The 20173-nt window shown below is 45.5% G+C and carries 9 protein-coding genes; 2 read left to right on the top strand and 7 right to left on the bottom strand.

What is annotated here, in order from left to right; translation table 11 throughout:
• Window positions 1-239: 239 nt before the first annotated feature.
• Window positions 240-1301, top strand: coding sequence for an alpha/beta hydrolase (locus tag CLV59_RS28610; protein WP_111595542.1), 1062 nt, complete (start codon window positions 240-242; stop codon window positions 1299-1301).
• 176 nt (window positions 1302-1477) lie between these two features.
• Here the strand turns inward: CLV59_RS28610 and CLV59_RS28605 are convergent, their stop codons facing one another.
• A complete protein-coding gene (locus tag CLV59_RS28605; protein WP_111595541.1) occupies window positions 1478-2050 on the bottom strand; it encodes a dihydrofolate reductase family protein in 573 nt (190 codons plus the stop codon).
• Window positions 2051-2736: 686 nt separating this feature from the next.
• Here CLV59_RS28605 and CLV59_RS29140 point away from each other — a divergent pair.
• The gene (locus CLV59_RS29140; protein ID WP_146616351.1) at window positions 2737-4140 is read left to right on the top strand and encodes a discoidin domain-containing protein; all 1404 of its coding nucleotides are present in this window, start codon (window positions 2737-2739) and stop codon (window positions 4138-4140) included.
• A gap of 165 nt (window positions 4141-4305) precedes the next feature.
• Here the strand turns inward: CLV59_RS29140 and CLV59_RS28595 are convergent, their stop codons facing one another.
• The 6 genes from CLV59_RS28595 to CLV59_RS28570 form a co-directional block, all read right to left on the bottom strand.
• Window positions 4306-6753 (bottom strand): outer membrane beta-barrel family protein, encoded by a 2448-nt coding sequence (locus CLV59_RS28595; protein ID WP_111595539.1) that lies wholly within the window; start codon window positions 6751-6753, stop codon window positions 4306-4308.
• A gap of 16 nt (window positions 6754-6769) precedes the next feature.
• Window positions 6770-7474: a thioesterase II family protein gene (locus CLV59_RS28590; protein ID WP_111595538.1), complete on the bottom strand. Its 705-nt coding sequence runs from the start codon at window positions 7472-7474 to the stop codon at window positions 6770-6772.
• Between the two features lie 22 nt (window positions 7475-7496).
• Entirely contained in the window at window positions 7497-9155 is a 1659-nt protein-coding gene (locus tag CLV59_RS28585) for a cyclic peptide export ABC transporter (RefSeq protein WP_111595537.1), read from the bottom strand.
• A 90-nt stretch (window positions 9156-9245) separates the two neighbouring features.
• Entirely contained in the window at window positions 9246-10856 is a 1611-nt protein-coding gene (locus CLV59_RS28580; protein ID WP_111595536.1) for an MBL fold metallo-hydrolase, read from the bottom strand.
• Window positions 10857-10893: 37 nt separating this feature from the next.
• Window positions 10894-18744 (bottom strand): non-ribosomal peptide synthetase, encoded by a 7851-nt coding sequence (locus CLV59_RS28575; protein ID WP_111595535.1) that lies wholly within the window; start codon window positions 18742-18744, stop codon window positions 10894-10896.
• Between the two features lie 10 nt (window positions 18745-18754).
• Window positions 18755-20173, bottom strand: a 1419-nt coding sequence (locus CLV59_RS28570; protein ID WP_146616350.1) for an SDR family NAD(P)-dependent oxidoreductase, incomplete at its 5' end; no start/stop codon positions are given.

Below are 20173 nucleotides of genomic sequence, written 5' to 3'. Positions count from 1 at the left end.
CTATTCATGCACTGCCCAATGGAACGATCGTACAAAGTCGGTTCAGGTAGATCCAGCCGTACAAAAAAATGCAGTAGCCATCGATTTTGGCCTAAAAGAGGATTGAAAGTCGGCCTGAACGGATAGTTCCAAACAGGGAAACAAGCCCTGGATTACAAGATATTTCAAAAAGATGTCTGTGTGGATAGAGCCGAACGCCCGTAAACAAGTCTTCTTTTACTTTTGGTCAAACAAAAAAAATGAAAAAGCTACTCTTCATTCTGATGTTCGCAAATGGGGTTGCCCATGCCCAAAACAAAGGTATCGTTCAAACGGATACAATCATTTCAGCTGCCTTATCCCATAACGTAACCCATGAAAATGTAAAAAGGGCGGTTACTATCTACCTTCCTCCAGGTTATGCTACTTCTGCCAAACGATACCCTGTCCTTTATCTTCTACATGGCATCGGGGACGACAACATGGATTTTGCCGAAAATGACGGGCAGTACACTACCATCCAGGAGCTGATGGATACCGGTGTTGCCGCACACCGAATCCGGGAAATGATCATTGTTACCCCTGATGAAAAAACAAACTGGTATGGCAGCTTTTATACGAATTCATCCGCAACAGGTAACTGGGATGATTTTACCGCTATTGAGCTGGTTAATTACATAGATACCCGATACCGTACTATTGCCAGGGCTACTTCCAGGGCTATCGCCGGACATTCAATGGGTGGCTACGGCGCCATTTCCTTAGCCATGAAACACCCCGATATTTTTAGTATTGCTTATGGTATGAATAGCGCGCTGATTGGCCCAGGTGGTGAAATTAATCCAGGCGATCCCCAGGTAAAGGAATTTGTGCTGGCTAAAACAGCCAAAGACTATAACGACCTCTTTGCAAAAAAACAATATGTTGCCGTAGGTCTGCTGACAGTCTCACAAGCTTTTTCCCCCAACCTTTCTAATCCGCCGCTGTACATCGACAAACCCTTCTACATGCAAGGAAACAAAGTGGCGATCAATCCCGCAACTTACCAGAAATGGCTGGATCACGATGTTATCCGGATGGCGGATAAATACAAAGCGAACCTATTAAAATTAAGAGGGCTCAAATTCGACTCCGGCTATGAGGACGAGTACAAATTTATCCCTATCAACAGCCGGGCTTTTTCTAAAAAATTAACGGAACTAGGGATTCCACACATGTTCGAGGAATATAACGGGGATCACCGCAACCGCTTATGGGGACTAAATGGCCGAATTTACCAGGAATTACTCCCATTTATTTCTGACCATATGGAGGGGCAATAAGAATATAATTAAATGCGGGTTCACTAAAACAAAGCAGCGGCTTTGTTTTAGTGAATCCGCCAAGACGTATTCAGCGACATGTGCTATTCCAGTTGGAGTTTGAGCAGCGGCATCCTGCTTTAGGCCCACAGCGATATAGATGTTTTGTTCATCTTTAACTTAGAAGACTAATGATATTACTTGTGGCGATCATCCCTCACATAATGAAGCGCAACCGCTCCTGATTTAAACAGCTTCGTCTCTATGAGCTTTAATGGTAATTTCTCCAGTAAGGTAACATTATCGAACAGCCGTCGTCCCTCTCCTACGATGGAAGGCTGAATTACAAAATGATATTCATCAATCAGATCAAGCGCCAGCATCTGCGATGGAAGATCTACTCCTCCCAGTAAAATGTTTTTACCTTCCCCTTGCTTTAATTTAATGATCTCCTCCTTAAGGTCTGCGCTTACCACATTGACTTTCCCGTTTTCCACTTTATCTAGCGTACGTGAAAAAACGACAATCCTTTCTACGGAGTCGAATGCCTGCGCAAACTCATTGATTGATTTTGTTGCCCCCGATAGGTCTTTTGCAATATCAGGCCAAAAAGGAACCATTAACTGATAGGTTTTACGCCCATAAACAAGAACATCAGACTCCTTCATCAAGTTTCCAAAATAATCATGAATCTCTTCATCACCACTGCCTTTCGTATGGTCGCAGCAGCCATCGATAGTAAGATTGATCCCGTATATTAACTTTTTCATATTGACAGAATTTGGTCTTCCTTTACTGCTTTTACTCTGGTAGAGAAGTCTACCATCCCTGAAGTCTTAATTGTCTTTCAAAAATAAGTCATACACTTCAATATTAAGGGGTAATGAGCGACTATATCAGGGGGTAATTGCGCCTTAATAGGGTTACTTCCAGCATAAATGTTTTATCCCTATAACATATTTGCAACTGTATAATTATTGTATAACAATTGATATTCAGGGAGATGGTAAGAAACTAGAAAAAAATTAAATCAGACTTGCATAAGCCCATTTTTTACTGTAAACTTGTAAAAGAAGATTTCCACGTAAAGAAAGGTTTTTGTTATCAGCCAAATTTATTCTCAAAAAATTTATTGATTTACTAATTATCTCATTTAACAGCCACCTATAAATGGCAAGTTAAATCTCTAATTCACCTCAGGCTTCCTAGTAGGTATAATACTTTTATAATCTGTATGTAGCATCCCCTTCAGATGAATGAAGTTATACTTAAAGGGTTTTGATTGCCTGTAGTTTGATAAACCGTTTAATAACCGTCAACCAAAATCAGAAAGAACATCACATTATTAATAATGTGCTAAAACGATTTATCACATCTATACTAATTAAATATTAAACGAGATAAAACCCTTTTTAGATTTCATTCCTCATTTATTTAACCAATTAAAAAAAGAAGCATGAGAATTTCAATGTTTACCCTGGCCTTTATTGTGCTGGGGATACTCTCCGGATGTCAAAAGGAAAATCATCCAGAGAACAAACTTCAGTCTCTTCAAACCAACACTCTAAAAGCCGCTATACTGGCAGATCCTGTTACTACCTGGCAAGAACATTGGTTTGAACATCAGCAGTTATTAAGTCGTGTATATTTTGATACCAGTGTAGCCGTTTATTATGATAATGATGTAAGTCGAAGTATTACCTGGCCTTATACCTATTTAGGGCAGGTATGGAATTACACAAAACAAACTTATGGGACTTTTGGAACCGAATCACGGCTCTATGCGATTTTTCACACTGGCAAGTACTCTGGTGGGCATCCTTCTACGTATATGGACGCCAGTCACGATTACCGAAATGTAATTGATGTAGGTTCTTCCGATCCTAATGCCTGGATCAGCGGCACGGGTAATGATATTGATCTTACCACCCATGAGGTAGGACATATCGTGGAAGGAGCCGCAAAAGGAGTGCACAACTCCCCCGCCTTTAATATCTGGCATGATAGCAAATGGATGGAAATATATCAATATGACGTTTATCTTGGACTGAGCCGCAGTAGCGACGCCACACGCTGGTATAATCTTAAAATCACACAAACAGATACCTATCCCCGAGCAGGAACTTATTGGTTCAGAGATTGGTTCTATCCTATTTATTCCAATTATGGCGGTAAGGTGGCACTCAACAAATTCTTTACACTTTTAGCACAGTATTTTCCTAAACAGAATTTTAATAATGGTGTAGCTACTTATCCTCAGTACACAAGGGATATGAATTTTGGTGAGTTTGTGCATTTCTGGAGCGGCGCTGCCAATACAGACTTAAAACAATTAGCACTAAATGCCTTTGGTAATAAAGATGAACAGGGAAATGACTGGACTGTACAACTGCTCCAGGCTAAAACAACCTTTTCCGGTATTACTTATACATCCAATGATATTACCAATCAGGGTACGTTGACGGTGAGTAAAGAAAATAATGCGGGCGCCAGCTCCACAGAAGGCTCGTCTAAAATGATAGATAATAACTACAGCACAAAGTTCTTTGTGAATAGCGTACCAGCAACACTCTCCTTGCAGCTGTTCTTTTCAACCGCACAAACAGTAAAATCATATACCCTAACCTCCGGCAATGATGCAGCAGACCGCGATCCCAAAAACTGGGAATTAAGAGGATCAAATGATGGTAGTACCTGGACTGCTTTAAACACCCAGTCCAACCAAACATTTTCTGCCCGAAATCAAACCCGGCAGTATACAATCAGCAATACGACTGCCTATAAATATTACGGTTTATTTGTCACTGCTACTAATGGCAGCGCGGATTTTCAATTAAGTGAATGGAGACTATTAAAATAAAGGCTTGAGTCATTTGAAAAGTATCCGTTCTAAAAAAGCGGATACTTTTTTATTGACTCAAGCCTTAATGAAACAATATCGAGAAGGATGAAGATCAAATCCATGACTCACTTTTTGAATCCCGGATTTGGTAGCTATAATTTCTTGACCTATTAAAATATCGCTTTAATTCACTGGTCTGGAACGTTTCTGTTCTTCCGCAGCGCTATTGCCTACATTTGCTTTTTTCATCTTGCTGTGTCCGAAGCGATACATAAAGTTCAGCTTCACTACCCTGGATTCAAATTTAGTGTCGAAACGCTGTTTTACTAGGATGGAGTTTTCAGTATAACGTTCGCGGTAAAAGAAAAACGGGTCCTGGACATTCAACGTAAGCGATCCACGGGAAGCAAACAATTGTTGTTTTACAGCAAAACTCAATGCATGCTTCGGTTCTGTGATCCGGATATTTTCCTGGTTGCGGTGATTGTAAAAGTACATGCACTCAGCAGACAACCTGGGGGTTATACGGAAACTATTGAATATATAAAAGTTGTAAGCATATATTCCATCCACATCAACAGACAAACCATTTACAAGCCCTTTGAATGACTGCTTGTAAAATTCCAGCGAACTGTTCATGCGCCACCAGGAAGTCCATTCCTTGCTATAGGAAAAGCTCAGGTTGAAGTACTCCGTATAGTCATTATTGATAGTAATAATGGTAGACACTTCCTGGCTGCTATCAGGCGATGCCTGGGTCATAAAATCATGGGTATTGCGGCTATAACGGAAAGCGGTCGAAAACTCATTCTTATAGGAGTAACTCAGCTCCGCATTATAAGACAACACCGGCAGCAGATCGGGGTTACCTTTGAAATTGGTAGTAGGATTGATACGAAACGACAGAGGATTCATATTCAGATAAGGCGGCCTGTCAATTTTTCTGTTCAGTTGCAGGTTCAGGCTATGATCCTTACTGATGGCATAATCTGCGAACAGCGATGGAAACAGGTTGGTATAATTGCGCGTAACCGACGCTCCGCTCAGCAACTGTTCTCCTTTTGCATAGGTCTGCTCCAGGCGCAATCCCATTTGCAGGGTCAGCTGATCGAATTTCTTGTTCAGGTTTACATATCCGGCATTGATATTTTCTGTGTAGCGGAAATGATTATTCATCGGAGCAGCAATAGTATCATCCTTCACCATATCATGGTTATCGGAAACAATATAACTGGATTTCCATCCCAGATCCATATTCAGTTTGTTCCTGAACACATGGGAATAGTCCGCCTTGCCGGAATATATTTTCAGGTTCCTGTCCTGATCGAGCCAGGTACGGCCACTTCCAAGATAGGCCTGAGTTTTCGACAGGATCGTGTCTGCATAAAACTGGTTAAAAGTACTGCCATAATTGAAGTAGTCCAGGTCTACTACCAGTTCTTTCCCTGTGCTGTCGAACTGATGGATCAGGTGCATATTGGTGGAATAGTTGTTATACTTTTGCGAATAGTTGATGTCAAAGTTTCGCAGGCTTGCTATATTATTGGTGTTGTCTGATTCCGTAGTAAAGGAATTGCCATCCCGGTGGAAATTGCGGGTGGCAGCCACACCGGAAACAGAGAGGGTAGTCCGTTGGGAAAGATAGAAATCCACTCCCAGCGATGGCGTATTGGTTTTATTGGTGCTGAGTGTGTGGTTATCAGAATTGAAGATCTTCAGCAATTTATTATCGGCGGTACCAAATTCAGAGATCACCCTGGAATCATTAAAGAATTTGTTGTATATATAATCATTATTGAAGACGATATTCACTTTCTTATTCCGGTAGTTGAGTCCAATACCACCGTTATATTTGCCATAGTTACCCATACCTACTCCACCTGTGATCGTTCCGTTAATGCCCTCTCCCCTGTTCTTTTTACGTACGATATTAATAATACCGCCACTTCCTGCGGCGTCGTATTTAGCGCCAGGTTGTGCAATCAGTTCAATTTTCTGGATATTGGCGGCATTCATTCCTTTCAGTTGTGCAGCCAGCGCATCTCCGGAAAGATAAGTTGGTTTCCCATCAATATAGATCGTCACGTTGGGACGTCCGTTCAGTTTTAGTTTATCATCTGGTGTCACCTGTATCCCGGGCAGTTTGGGCAACAGTTCCATGGCAGAGTTTCCCTGAGCCAGGTTACTGGACTCCAGGTTAACGACCACTTTGTCGATCTGCCTGTCTATGAATGGAGGCTGCCCTTTTACCGTAACAGGGCCCAGGGTTTGGGAGGAAGGCCGCAGGCTTACCTCCTTTACATCCACAGTGGTATTGCCGGTAACAGTGATATCGTTTTTAATGAGTGTTTCATAGCCAATCATTCTTACCTCTACCAGGTATTGGTTAGGTATGGCAGATTCAAAAAGGAATATACCTTCTCCGTCGCTGATGTAGCTTTTATACAGTGTGGAATCCTGCTGCTTCTTCAACAGCACCGTAGCGCCGGGAACAGGATTTCCTTTATCGTCGGTCACCTTTCCTTTTATGGCCCCTTTACTATTGTCTTGCGCAATCAGGTGGGTGGAAACTAACAAAAGGATCAACAGTGCAAAATACGGGTAACAATACCGCTGCATAGCGTTTCTCATAAGTGAATCTGTTTAATTATACGGTGTGAATACGTTTTCTGTTGTAACAAAATCTGATGATTTCCGCCAGACGCTGCGGATGATGTTGTATAAAGAAGTGATCGCCGGTAAAGATTTCAGTTTTGAAAGCTGCGGTGGTGAACCTGCCCCAGTTCTCGATTTTATCTACGCCTTCTTCTTCGCTGCCCATCATGGCATACATGGGAATATTAACGGGTGCGCTGTTTTCTAACCGGTGTTGCTCTGCTATTTTAAAATCAGCGCGCAGGATAGGGTCAAAAAATTCCATCAGCTCCTCACTTTCCAGAAATTCTTTTGGTATGCCTCCCAGTAATTTCAGTTCCCTGATAAATTCTGTTGCTTCCATCAGGTACCTGTTCTTAATTTCTACTGCACCAGGACCGGGATTTCCGCTCACCAGCAGGTATGCCGGCGCTCTGCCCTCCTGCTCCAGTTTCTGGGAAACGCGGAAACCGAGATAGGCGCCAAGACTATGACCATAAATGATGTAATCTTCTGAAGTGATTTTTTTTGATATCAACGCATACATATCGTCGGCAGCATGTTCAAAATCCGGCAACAATTCTTCTGCTACTCTTCTTCCTCTTCCCGGCAGCTCTGGAACTATTACTTCAAAATCCTTCAGGAAAGGGGTGAGGAACTGGAATGAATAACTATTTCCTCCGGCATAGTGGATTAAAAACAACTGAGGCTTTATCATTTCGACAGCATTTTAAACGAGGTTAAGATTCTATTCGGGTTTCATGTACGGGACTGAATTCCTCCAGCAGATGGCCGTAATCCATTTTATATAGTTTATCTGCACAATGATAATACCGGTCATCATGTGTAATGGCAATGATACTGATACCTTCTCTTTTCAACAACGGGATAATTTCTGTATAAAATTTCCTCCTGAAATATGGGTCCTGATCAGCAGCCCATTCATCTATTACCAGAATGGGTTTTTCTTCTAGCAAGGCTGCAATAAGCGCGAGGCGCTTACGTTGGCCCATCGACAGCGCCGTGGTGGAAAGACGGCCGTTTTCCAATGTAACCTTTCCTTCCAGCTCAAACAGATGGAGGTAATATAACCATTTTCGGTCATTAAAATTACTTGGTAAAGATAACTCACTAAACAGATAAAAATCACTGAATACTACAGCAAATAAGGTTCTGTATTCGGGATAGTTGCTATGGTCTACCAGTTCGCCATTTAGCCGTATGGTGCCAGCATCAGGGGGTATAAGCCCCAACACGGTATGCACAAAGGTAGTTTTACCACTGCCGTTGCCACCATAAATAAAGATAGTTTCGCCTTTCCTGAATTCCAAATTTACAGGCCCGATAGTAAATCCATTCTCTGTCGATTTGTACTGGTATTGCAGGTCTGTTACAGTGATCTGTTCAAACATTTCCAGGGTGATATATTTCTCCGGCATTCTGCTGTCCAGCTTTGTATTGGCCAGTTCCTGGCGCAGGTCCATGAGATGATTGGCCGCTATGCGGGCACGCATCAGACCTGGCAGCAGCACCATAATAGTTTCGATGGCATTGAGCAAATACAGTAGCGTAAAAATATAGCTGACAGTTTGTGCTGTCGGGATGCGTAGCGCCACACAAAAGAACGTTACGATCGTCGATATCAACGTATAAAAGAGTACCTGACCGGTTATCTGGTTGTTCAGAAAGCCGGTGAAGGCATGTGTGTTATTGTTGTAGGCATCTTTCGATACCCGGGAAACTTTCTCGTTAAAAATAAATTGTCCCCTGGCGGGCTCCATATAAATTTCCTTGAAACCATCCAGAATCTGGTTGAGGCTCTCCAGAAAATTATTCTCCAGCTTCCTGCCGTTCTCAAAGTACTGATTATTCTTCCGGCTGTTGTAATGGTAGATGAATGCTCCACCCAGCGCTACCACCAATGTGATCAGGAAGAGTACCACAGAAATGGATGCCAGGTAGATCAGGCTGGCTGCTGCGAGTACCATGGCAGTGGTAAATTCAATGATGCTCATAGAGGCATTTGTAAGTACATTGACATCACTCACAATAGCTGCATGCACTTCCAGGCGGCGATCAGATACCTGCCGGTAATTAGCCTTCAGCACCAACATCAGCACCTCTTTCCGAAGATTCCAGAAAAGGGTTTGCGACAACTTGATAATAGCGGTGGACAAGGTTTTTCGAACTAACACAAACAACGCAATGATGCCTGCAAAAACAGCAATATACATGGTACGTTGCGATTCAAAAGTACCGGACATCATCAGCCCAACTGCCTTTGTTACAGATTTGATAAAGAAAAAACTGCAGCCACCCGAAAGGATGCCCAGAATGATATATTTCAACATCCCTCCCCTCCCCATCAGGGGAACTACCATTTTGAATATGCGACGCATCCGTTTGTATTATTAAATTAAAGTATGCTGGTTTAAACACTTTAAGCGTAACGAATTGCCCTGGGAACTGCGTCCCAGGGCAATTCGCTGTTACTCCTGGAGCATATAGGCGTACAACAGCTCTTTTTCGCCATAGAGCCTTTCTGCTATCATGCCACGTCTGATACATTCTTCCACCAGTTTATTGGACTGCAGGATCGGGTTGGATTCTTCCGTATATCTTACAGTACTGATGAACTCCAACCACGGTTCCTGGCCCATGGCATACACGTATATTTCTTTAGGATGGAAGATATCCACCAGGTACATACCTCGTTTGTAATCGGAACCGGAAAGCCGTCTGGACTGGTCCTTGTCCCTCGCCAGCTCCTCAGTGAGCAACGGCCCATACAGCCAGGTAAGCGGCGCCCCATCGCATTCCATACCCAGGAACACCACATCTACATCTCCGGTAATACGGTGAACATGTTCATACAATTTCGGTTCCACCACCCTGGAATCGGCCATGAACAAGAAGGTAAATTGTTCAATAGCCACATGGAAGCAGGATTTGGCGATAATGTTCAAATCGCTATGTTCTCCTGTAAAGGGAATACCGGTGATTACGCAGTTTTTGAAACGGATCTTCTCCATATCATCTATTTCAATAACATTCCTGAATCCGGCGGCATTGAAAGCCAGTTTGAGACTGGGGTCCTGCAGCGCTCCACTGGTGGTTCTTGGCACAATGATGTTTTTGATCTTATGACGCAGGGGCAGCAGGGTTTCAAACAATACGTGGTCTTGGTGGTTATGGGTGATCAGCACATAATCGATCGTATCCGGCAGATCAACGTCAGAATAATGCGCCACACTGGATTCATAGCCATAATAACTAATCAACGGATCTACCAGGATGCTGATGTCCTTTGTCTCGATGAGGATGCAGGCATGTCCAAAATACCGCATACGCACAAACTCACCATCATATTTTTGATAGGCAGGATGTTCCTTCTCTGTAAAGAACGTGTTGAAGAGCTCCCGCTGTTCTGCTGTTACACCCAGCATTTCCGCAATACCATCCAGGGAACCGCCTTCACGTTTCATGCGGGCTAGCGCATCCAGTCCTTCATGATCGAAAGGAATATTCAGATGCAGGACATGCGGCTCATCTAAGCGGGCAGTACTAAGACAGAAAGGTCTTTCGTCATTATTGGTAATCCACAGGGCTACACTCTGGAAAGACTTATCATAAAACTCGCTGTCGTATAGTAAAGATTCAAATACGCGGAAAGATGGATTGTTATTCAGGTCATATACCAGTTCCACATAACCTTTCAGCACATCTGGTACCTGCTCATAGAGGGATTCCAGGGCAAATCCTTTAGCCTGTTTCTGCAACATTTTGTCCAGCTCCAGAATAGCTTCTGCCAGCTCGATGGATTTAGCCTGCCGTACCATCGTTTCTGCCTTCAGTTTCTTGATGTCTTCCACACGTGAGCCTTTGTAATCCATAAATGGTCCGCCAAGCATTTTGGGATTCTGCACTGCAGCGGCATGGATCTGTGACGACTGAATATAGGAGCTCATAATCTTCATGTGGCGTCCTACCACATTCATGGCTGCTGTCGCCGGCGATATGATGTGCGACCATGCATACCATCTTTCAATCAGGGGTTCAATAATCACGTTAGGTTTGAGGTACCATTTTTTTTCATTCATAGTTTTATACATTTTATCGTGATGGGTTACAGGTTTGTTATGCGATAATACCGGCTTCTCTGCCGGAGAAAAATTTCACCGTTTTATCCGGAGCGGATAATATTGCCGAAAGGGTCTGATGAAAGCTGCCGGCTATCTGTGCAGCTTCCGCTTCGCTGAACCTCGTAGCATTGAATACCAGTTGCAGTTTCAGCGAGTTTTGGAATTCAGATACCACCAGGCCGAAAGGCATATGTATGGGCTCTTTGCGACTCATCCATCCCGTTTTATCTGCTGCAGTGACCTCATAAGATGCGCGGCTCATATAATCATAGTTGTGATAGTTCATGAATACCAGCGAATCAGATATGGTGGCAGGATTTACCTGCGGCAGTTCATGTATCAGCTTATCAAAGGGATAGCTATCATTGTTGAGATCATCCAGGTATCCTTCTTGTGTGCTTTGCAGATATGCGGCCAGCGTATGGTCACCGTTGATAATATTTCTCACCAGGATAGAATTCACAAAGTTGCCGATAAGGCCCGTCACGTCCATAGCGCCATAGTAGCGGGAGTTACGGCCCGATACGGTCATAAACAGTGTGTGATCTTCCTTGGGATTACGTTTATACAGGGTCAGAAACAACGCGCCCATCAATAGGGAGGTACAGGTGAGGCGCTGTTCAAGTACAAATTGTTGCAGGTCTTCCAACTGATCTCCAAAGAGCACTTTGTTAAAGCTGTATGAGCTGTCAACTTTGAGTCCGGAGATTGTTGGCATTACTTCCGGTCGCCATGTCTGTAATTTCTGCAGCCAGTATTGTTGATGTGCCATTCCCTGCTCCGTCTGCACGAAGTGATGCTGCCAGGTGGCGAAGTCGCTGTACTGATATACGAGCGGCGCCAATGCGGCCGTAGTACCTGTTAATGCTGCATTATATAATGCTGTCAGCTCCCTGCGGAAAATACCATCAGAAAAACCATCCGTGATAGCATGATGCATACGAAGCAGCATCAGGTAGCTATTGTCAGGTAACTGGTAAGGCTGTACGAATATCAAGGGAACAGCAAAAAGATCCGGTATTCTTTGTTTCTCTGCATCGATAAGTACCTGTAACTCTTCTTCGCTGCTAACCTTCACCAGTGGCGGAATCTGGAATCCTGTTGCAGTAAAGGGCAACACCTCCTGATATAGTTTTCCATCCTGCATCACAAAGGCGGTACGCAGTATTTCATGTCTTTCCACCAGTTGACAGAAAGCAGTATTAAATGCTGACAGCTCCACGTCTGCAAGTGGTACCGGCGTTAGCACTATTTCATTACCTGGTTTCCAGTCGCTGCAATATATCTGCTGGCTAAATGACGCGTGTGTAAGACCATTTCCATTCTCCTTTAGCATTTCCGGCGCTGTCACCTGCGCTGTAGCCGTATCGATATAGGCAGCTGTATTTTCGATATTTTTTTGCAGGAAGAGTGTTTTGATAGACACGACTACACCCGTTTCATCCAATATTCTTTTGAGGATCACCATCGCTTTGAGAGAGTTTCCACCTAACTCAAAATATTCATCATGAATACCTATTTGCTCTCTTCCCAGCAATTCTTCCCAGATCTTTGCCAGCCTTTGTTCGGTGGCGGTACGCGGTTTTACGTAACGGGTGCTGATGTGCATATCTGTGCCGTCAGGGTCCGGAAGGTTTTTTCTGTCTACCTTGCCATTGGCTGTAAGTGGCAACAGTTCCATACTTATAAACAGAGAAGGCGTCATATAGGCAGGTAACAAGCTGCCCAAATAATCACGCAGCGCAGGCACATCAAGAACGGTATCGCTCACGATGTAGGCTACCAGGTCTTTTCCCCCACTTTTATCCGTCTTCACCACTACTGCGGCAGCAGTGATATCAGGATGCGTCAACAGTGCATTTTCTATCTCTCCAATTTCTATTCTATAACCACGGATCTTTACCTGATCATCTTTACGGCCCAGAAATTCGATGGTACCATCAGCATTCCATCTGCCTATATCACCGGTTCTGTACATGGTACGAGCTGTATCAAAAGGAACAGGTACGAATTTCTTCGCAGTCATTTCTTCCTGGTGCAGGTAACCACGGGCCAGGCCATGCCCGCTGATACAGATTTCTCCGGCCACGCTTACGGGTGTCAGGTTATCGGCGGCATCGAGTATAAAAATGGAAGTGTTGGCAATTGGTCTGCCAATACAGGAAGACGGGATATAATCCTGATCATACCTGCACATGCTGCTCCAGACAGCGCATTCCGTAGGTCCGTATTCGTTAAAGAAATCGCAGTGCTGTAAGCCTGGCGTTTCAAAATGTTGCTGCACCAATTGCACCGGGCAGTTCTCTCCTGCCACAATTACCTGCTGCAGTGAGTTTTCCCGCTGTTGCAATGCGTTTATCAGCAATGCGTAATAGGATGGCACCGTAAGCAGATGACTCACCTGGTTACTGACCAACAGCTCAGCTATTCCTTCTACATTGGCTACATCAATTTTGCGGGTGATGCAAACCTTACCGCCATAACAGAGCGTACCAAAGATCCCTGCAATAGAGCTGTCGAATGCGAAAGACGACAATAGCAGGAATGCGCTGATAGGTTTATAGACATGTCCACGCGGCATTGTTGAATGCATTAGATTACCATGCGTGATCTGCACTCCTTTTGGAGTACCGGTAGAGCCGGAAGTATAGATCACGTAAGCCAGATCCGCCGGCCCCGGCTGTGGTGCAGGTCTTTCTCTGCCAGCATCCAGCCCATCCAACTGCACATCAATGGCAAACAAAGCCCCTGTGTAATAGTCCACATCAAACAGGTAATCAGTTTGCGTGATCAATACTTTTACAGCAGTATCCTTGAGCATGTATTCTTTGCGACTGCGGGGGTATTCCGGATCAACAGGCACATAAGCTGCGCCACTTTTAAGGATGCCCAATATGCCGATGATCATTTTATCAGACCGGTCTGTCATGATGCCAATGAAATCATCCGGCTGAATATCGTAGTTGGTCCTGAGATAATTTGCCAGCTGGCTGGATAGCTCATCCAACTGCCTGTAAGTGAGCTGCGTGTTTTCAAAGCTTACTGCGATATCATCCGGACGCTGGTCTGCCTGCTCATAGAATAGATCTAACACAGTACGCTTTTCGTCGTACTGTATACGCGGACCGGCAGAAAACGAAAGCAGCTGCCCGGTTTCTTCCTGCTGTAGGAAATGCAGGCGGTTCATTGGCTGGAAAGGCGCTTCGGTAACAGCCAACATCAGCTGTTCCAGGTGATGTAACAGACGCTCTATGAAAACTACCGAATACAGATCGGTATTATATTCAATGCTCAGTTCTATATCTTCACCAAAAACAATAAACTTGAAGACCAGGTCAAACACACTGGTCGTTTTTTCAGCAGTACCATACCTACTGATAGTGACTCCTTTCATACCACCTGCAGCCTGTGGCTGACGACCGCCTTCCTGTACAATTACCTGCACATCAAACAATGGATTACGTGCCGCATCCCGACGGATATGGAGGGCTTCCACCAGTTCATCGAACGGATACCCCTGGTGCGCAAAGGTATCCAGCACTATTTTGCGGGTCTCCGCCAGCAGTAAATGATAGTTATCAGTTCCACTAAATCTCGTTCTTATGGCCAACGTGTTGGCATAGAAACCTATCTGGTGTTCCAGGTCCGGATGCTCCCTTCCCGATACCGGCGTGCCAATGATAATATCTTCCTGACCTGTGTAGCGATAGAGCAGTATATTCACCAGCGCCATCATGCCCATAAAGAGCGTGCTGTTCTCACTTGATATCAGCTGTATCATGCCGGCAGCAGTAGCTTTAGAGATCTGCTTTCTGGAGATAGCGCCATTATAAGTGCGACTGACAGGCCTTGTTTTATCGCCCCAAAGCTCCAGTACGGGCAGTTCTCCCTCAAAATGCTTCATCCAGAAATACTTGTCTGCTTCACTGGCGTAATCCGATTGCTGCCAAACTGCATAATCCTTGTACTGTATATCCAGCAATGGCAATCGATATTCTTTATTTTCCAGCAGGGCGTTATATACCTGTATCAGTTCCTGCATCAGTATTTCCAGGGAGATGCCATCTGCGATGATGTGATGCAGGACATAAGAGAAGATCCATTCTTCCGGCTCCACCTGTTGCAGCGTAATGCAGTACAGCGGGCCTTCTGCCAGGTCAAAGGCGGCGGAAAAATCAGCCCGTACCCGTTGCGCGGCCCGTTCACGGGCATCTTCGCGGTTGGTCAGGTCCACAAAAGACACCGGCTCGCTCAATGCGTCTGCTGGCAACTGCATCTGGCTGATCATTCCTTCCTCATTATGGCGGAATACAGTACTCAGACTTTCATGCCGCGCTATCAGTATGCGGAAGGCTGCATTCAGTAATTCTTTTTGCAGTTCTCCTCTGAAAATGTAAACACCAGGCATATTATAAGCCACACTGGCATCTTCAAACTGGCTCAGCACCCACAACCGACGCTGCGAAAACGATAAAGGATAACTGGTACGTACCCCCGCTGACGTTATACCAGCCACAGTATTGCCGGCGGACTGCTTTATAAGGTGCAGTTGTTGCTCAAACACAGGCTTGAGGAAAAGGTCTTTCAGCGCAATCTTTATTTTGAATGTTTTATAGATGCGGGAAACCAGGCGATTGACGGTCAGGCTATGCCCTCCCAGCAGGAAGAAATTGTCTTTGGTACTGATAGCTGCAATACCCAGGATATCCTGCCAGATGGCCGCAAGCTGCAGCGCCATTTCACCTGACGGAGCTATAAACTCCACTGTAGTCTGCTGCCGGTTGGCATCCGGCGCGGGCATTTTCTTACGGTCCGTCTTACCGCTGGCAGTCAGCGGAAATCTGTCCATCCGCACGTAATGCACGGGCAGCATGTAATATGGTAGTTTGGCAGAAAGAAATATACGCCATGCTGCTACGGGTATTTCTTCTGCTGAGATAATATAGGCTACTAGTTGCTTCTCTCCCTGGTTATCCTCACGGACTGTCACCACCGCCGACTTCACTGCCGGATGCATTTCCAGCACCGCTTCTATTTCGCCGGTTTCAATTCTGAAGCCGCGTATTTTCACCTGCTGATCTATCCTGCCCATATATTCAATGTTGCCATCAGGCAGCCATCTACCCAAATCTCCGGTTTTGTAAAGGCCGGTATTATGCAGGAAAGGATCTGTTGTAAATTTAGCGCTGGTGAGATCAGGCTGATTCAAATAACCGCGTGCCACCTGCACTCCACTGATACATATTTCGCCAGGAATGCCCACTGGCTGGAGATTTCCTGCAACGTCCAGGATACGGATAGCCGTATTCCAGACAGGCTTCCCGATAGGTATGCGCTGATCATGGGGAGCGGTAGTATAATGCGTTACATCCACAGAAGCCTCCGTAGGCCCATAGAGGTTATACAACGGCGCATGGAAATAACGGTACCATTTCGCCACTGTTTCAGGCGGCAATGCTTCGCCACTGGTAATGAGACGCTGCAGACGATCCAACTCTCTGGCAACCTGTGGCTGTTCTGCTATATATGACAACAGCTCATTAAGGACACTGGGAACAAAATGCATGCAGGTGACTTGATATTGTGCCGACAGCGACAAAATTTGTTCCGGCGATCCGGCAGCTTCGCGCGGACACAAGACCATACTGGCTCCCATGCAAAGCGGCAGGAATATCTCCCAGACAGATACATCAAATGTAAAGGTCGTTTTCTGCAGGATCACTTCTTCCTTCCGGAAGCCATAATGTTCCCACATCCAGGCAAGCCGGTTTACCACACCTCGGTGCTCCAGCATACAACCCTTGGGAACACCTGTTGAGCCGGAAGTATAGATCACATAGGCCAGATTATCCGGCTTGTTGATCTGTGGCAGATTATCCGTATGGCAAGGATACTGTCCTGCTGCAAAAACAGTCATAAACTGTTCATCCACCAATACCTTACTGCCGCTGTCTTTTACAATGTATTGCGTTCTTTCTTCCGGGTAATCAGGATCTACCGGCACATAAGCTGCGCCGGCTTTCAGTACGCCCAGCATTGCGATAATCATACGTTCGGAACGCTCCAACTGGATCGCAATCAGATCGTCTGGCTGTATATTATATTGCTGGCGCAGATAATACCCCAACTGATTTGCCGCCTTATTGAGCACTTCATAGGTATATTCTCTGTCTTTGTATTGTAGCGCCACTTTGTCCGGCGATATGCGTACCTGTTCTTCAAAAAGTGTTATCAGCGTCTGATCTTCGGGAAAGGCGGCGGTAGTATTATTAAAATCTGTCAGCAGCAGCTTTCTTTCCTTTTCCGTCATATAATCAACCGTATCAACGGGGGTATTCTTATGCTGTAACAAGGTATCCGTGAGCTGTATGATGTGCCGCGTCAGCTGCTCCATCATTGCTGCTGCATAGATATCCGTATTGTATTCCAATGTCAATTGTATATCATCCCCTATTTCCACAAAATCGAACTTCATATCAAATTGGCTGATATGCTCTTTCGGTGACGGATATACGCTGATATTCAGTTCTCCGAGCTGACTGCTTCCTGCAGGAGCTATCATTTTAGCGTTCTGCAATACAACCATTACGTCAAAGAGCGCGTTGCGGCTGAGGTCACGTTCAAGATTCAGCTGATTTACCAGCTCATCAAACGGGTATACCTGGTGCTCATAGGCGCCCAGTGTAGTGGTACGCACCTGCTGTAATATTTTCCGGAAATGATCGTTTCCAGAAAAGCGGCATCTCAGCGCCAGCGTATTGATATAAAACCCTATCTGTCCTTCCAGATCAGTATGGTCTCTGCCTGCGGCAGGACTGCCAACAATAATATCCGACTGACCGGTATAACGGTATAACAGTATATCCACTACCGTTAGTAAGCCCATAAAAAGCGTGACACCTTCTTCCTGACAGCAGGCTTTCAGTCGCTTACTGAGTGCTGGGGTCATACGACAACTGACGGTATTCCCACGGAATGTTTTAACGGCAGGGCGCAGCCTGTCGGCAGGCATTTCCAGTACAGGCAAATCGCCTTCAAACTGTGTGTTCCAGTAGTGGCGATGTTGCTCATAGGAGGCGCCACTTAGCTCTTGTTGCTGCCATACGGCATAGTCGCGGTACTGTATTCGTAAGGGCTGTAATGGTGCAGGAACACCCGCCACGAAGGCATTATACAACATCATCAGTTCCCTTACCAGCACTTCCATAGACCATCCGTCACTGATGATGTGATGTATGGTATAAGCAAAGATCCACTTCCGGTCTTCCACATGATACAATGCTGCACGCAGCAGCGGGCCGGCAGCGAGATCAAAAGGTTGTACCGCATTCTCCTTTATCAATGCCTTCAGCATTTCATCCTGCTCTCCTACCTGCCGCAAGTCCTGCTGCATCAACTGAAAACCACTGGCCGATGCAGAGTGTATGACCTGCATGACATTACCCTCTTCATCTTCAGCAAAAACAGTACGCAGGATCTCGTGCCGGGCAATCAACGCCTGAAACGAATGCTCCAATGCAGGAATATTCAACGCCCCTTCAAAGATGAATACATCCGGAAGGTTATAGGCGATATTACCTTCCTCCAACCGGTTCAGTATCCAGAGCCTGCGTTGGGCAGATGATAATGGATAACGCTCCGCGACAGGCGCCACGGGAATATCCACCTCCATTCCTGTAGACATATCTTTCAGGAAACTAACAATGGCCGCTTTATGTTCTTTTAATTCGCTAAGTAAGTGTTCTGGTATATACTCGCCGTCGAAACCGATTTCCAGATCGGTCCCTGACAGTGAAACATCAATATTATTTTCTTTCAGGCGGTTGATTAAACTTCTGATGTTCATATTAATTCATTTATATAACCATTTTCGATTTACGCTGACTCTTGGTGCTGAGCAACTCCATTTCACTAATAAGTGTACTGAGCAAACGCACCGTCTGATGATGGAAAAAATCCGTCAGTGTGATATTGAGATTGAATTCATTCTTCACTCTTTTCAGCAACATCATTCCTTTCAGCGAGTCGCCACCCAGTTCGAAGAAGTTGTCATCAGTGCCTACGCGGTCTATTCCGAAGAACTGCTCAAAGATGCCTGACAGCCGCTGTTCTGTGGCGGTGGCTGGCGCTACATAGGCTGTGGCGAGGGCCGGACGTTCTGTTTTAACAATATCTGTTGCCGATGGATCTGTATCCAGATACGCATCCTTCTTGACTTCATATACCCGGTGCTGGCGCGCAGACAAGGATTCTACTGTTTGTATCACCACAGGACTGTCCTCAGATTCCAGGCTCCATTCAAATAATTGATACAGCTCTTCCGGCTTCAGGGCTACCCGATGACGGCCCTGCTCCTTCGCGATCTGTGCTGCGCTGAACGCCATCCCGCCAAGGCATACACTGCGCCAGCGGATACCACTGTCCTGCTGACGAAGCAGGAAATGATCCATGAAGATGTTAGCGGAGGCATAAGCACTGAAACCCAGCCCGCCCAGCACTGAAGACAAACTGGAACTCACCCATATAAAATCCGGACAACGGTCCCGGAACACTTTCTCCAGCACCCGCACACCGGATACTTTCGCCGAGAACAGCAGTTGCATGTTGCTTTCCGTGGTGTCACTTATCAGCTCAAAATGGCGCTCATCTATCACGCCCGCTGTATGAATGATCCCGTCTATGCGGCCAATAGTGGCTTCTATTTCTGCCACCAACTGGCTGAGACTTTCTTCATCCGCCACATCTACAGCGTGATAACTACAATGCGCTGTGCCCAACTGCAATTGGCGATAACGGTCTGCTGCCGTATCATCCAGCGAGGACAACGGACGACGCCCCGTCAGTATCAATCTTGCATTATAACGTTCCCGCAAGTACGAAGACAACACATACCCTGCATTGCCTAGTCCTCCCGTCACCAGGTACAGCCCTCCGGGACGCAACACTGTACCATGAGGAGTCACATCTCCCCGGTGCTGCTGATAGTCGCACACCCAGCGGTAAGCGCCTCGCAGCGCTACGATGCGGTTACCACGACTCCAAACACCCGTCAACTCTTTAATCAGAGTTCGATGAACAGATGCCTCACCCGCTATGATGTCTATGTTGATGGCGTTAACTGCATATTCTTGCGGCAACACATTGACCAATCCCAACAGTATCGCGCTGTGCACGTCTCCACGCTCATTACCATGAACCTGGTGCAGACTGTCTGTCAACACCGCGATACGTCTGTCTTTCATCATGCCCTGCTTCACCAGCGCTCCCACCAGGTA

The organism is Chitinophaga dinghuensis (assembly GCF_003259435.1).
Lineage (GTDB): Bacteria > Bacteroidota > Bacteroidia > Chitinophagales > Chitinophagaceae > Chitinophaga > Chitinophaga dinghuensis.
The sequence above is the reverse complement of the archived record's forward strand: the minus strand, read 5'-3'. Positions and strand labels throughout refer to the sequence as shown.

Bases quoted from the DNA above. Each gene is read 5' to 3' on its own strand.
- CLV59_RS29140 (WP_146616351.1), top strand. From the start codon at position 2,737: ATGAGAATTTCAATGTTTACCCTGGCCTTTATTGTGCTGGGGATACTC.
- CLV59_RS28590 (WP_111595538.1), bottom strand. From the start codon at position 7,474: ATGATAAAGCCTCAGTTGTTTTTAATCCACTATGCCGGAGGAAATAGT.
- CLV59_RS28575 (WP_111595535.1), bottom strand. From the start codon at position 18,744: ATGAACATCAGAAGTTTAATCAACCGCCTGAAAGAAAATAATATTGAT.
- CLV59_RS28605 (WP_111595541.1), bottom strand. From the start codon at position 2,050: ATGAAAAAGTTAATATACGGGATCAATCTTACTATCGATGGCTGCTGC.
- CLV59_RS28595 (WP_111595539.1), bottom strand. From the start codon at position 6,753: ATGAGAAACGCTATGCAGCGGTATTGTTACCCGTATTTTGCACTGTTG.
- CLV59_RS28580 (WP_111595536.1), bottom strand. From the start codon at position 10,856: ATGAATGAAAAAAAATGGTACCTCAAACCTAACGTGATTATTGAACCC.
- CLV59_RS28610 (WP_111595542.1), top strand. From the start codon at position 240: ATGAAAAAGCTACTCTTCATTCTGATGTTCGCAAATGGGGTTGCCCAT.
- CLV59_RS28585 (WP_111595537.1), bottom strand. From the start codon at position 9,155: ATGCGTCGCATATTCAAAATGGTAGTTCCCCTGATGGGGAGGGGAGGG.